The sequence below is a fragment of the Anaerococcus urinomassiliensis genome, assembly GCF_900128425.1.
Lineage (GTDB): Bacteria > Bacillota > Clostridia > Tissierellales > Peptoniphilaceae > Anaerococcus > Anaerococcus urinomassiliensis.
In genome coordinates, this window is record NZ_LT635775.1 from 1 (window position 1) to 900 (window position 900).

At 29.4% G+C, this 900-nt stretch carries 2 protein-coding genes; both read right to left on the reverse strand.

Features of this window, described 5'->3' with window-relative positions:
- Nucleotides 1-263 (reverse strand): IS3 family transposase (locus BQ7474_RS00020; RefSeq protein WP_143179969.1); only part of this gene is annotated, 263 nt, incomplete at its 3' end.
- Nucleotides 264-286: 23 nt separating this feature from the next.
- Complete coding sequence (locus tag BQ7474_RS00025; protein WP_073997051.1) at nt 287-853, reverse strand: helix-turn-helix domain-containing protein; 567 nt, start codon at nt 851-853, stop codon at nt 287-289.
- Nucleotides 854-900: the final 47 nt, after the last annotated feature.

Here is a 900-nt window from a genome sequence, read left to right on the forward strand (position 1 = left end):
GCTACTTTACCTACCTTCCCCTTATATGAGTGATATTTTTCCTTAGATCTTTTTCCAAATAGTTTTAGCTCATGCATTATTCTTTGAACTCTTTTATGATTTATGACATAACCTTGATTTATCAGATCCATATATACTCTTCTTACTCCATATCTTCCTTTGTGTAAGTTAAATATTTGAGTTATTTTATCTGCAATATGACTATTCTTAATCTTTATATTATCAACTTTGTTTATTTCAAAATAGTATGTTGATCTTGGCATATCAATAGCTTTTAAAAGATATTTTAGTCTGTATCCTTCTTCTTTGAGTTCTTTGACAATCGCTGCTTTTTCGCCTTGAGTTGCGCAGCGTAACGTTCTTCTCTCAAGGCGATCTCTTTTTTTATTATTTCGTTTTCTGCTTTTATATATTCATTTTCTGCTCTAAGTTTTATTAGTTCTTCTCTTTCAGATTCATTAAGTTCTTTTGCTTTATGGTTATTATTATTTTTCATACTTGTATTTTTAGATTTACGGCCTTTCTTTTTATTCACAAGACCATTATATCCATAATTTTTATACTTGTTAACCCATGAATAAAGTTGTCCATCATTGATTCCATTTTCGATTGCTATAGATTTTATGGAATTTCCAGCTAACACTTTAGATATCATTTCTAATTTCTCATCAGCAGTCCAATTAATATTATTTCCGTGTTTTAAAATTTCTGGTCCATGAAGTTCTTCTAACTTAAACCATGTTCTAATTGAATCATGAAAGTTTTTTTCTTTAGCTCCTTCAGGTGTATCAGGCCATTTACCTTCTCTATACAATTGTACGCATTCTTTTTTGAATTCATAACTATATTTCATAAAAATACCCTCCTTACTGGTTTGTCCAGTAAAGAGGGTACATATCA

Coding starts and splice junctions, on each gene's coding strand:
- BQ7474_RS00025 (WP_073997051.1), bottom strand. CDS start 853: ATGAAATATAGTTATGAATTCAAAAAAGAATGCGTACAATTGTATAGA.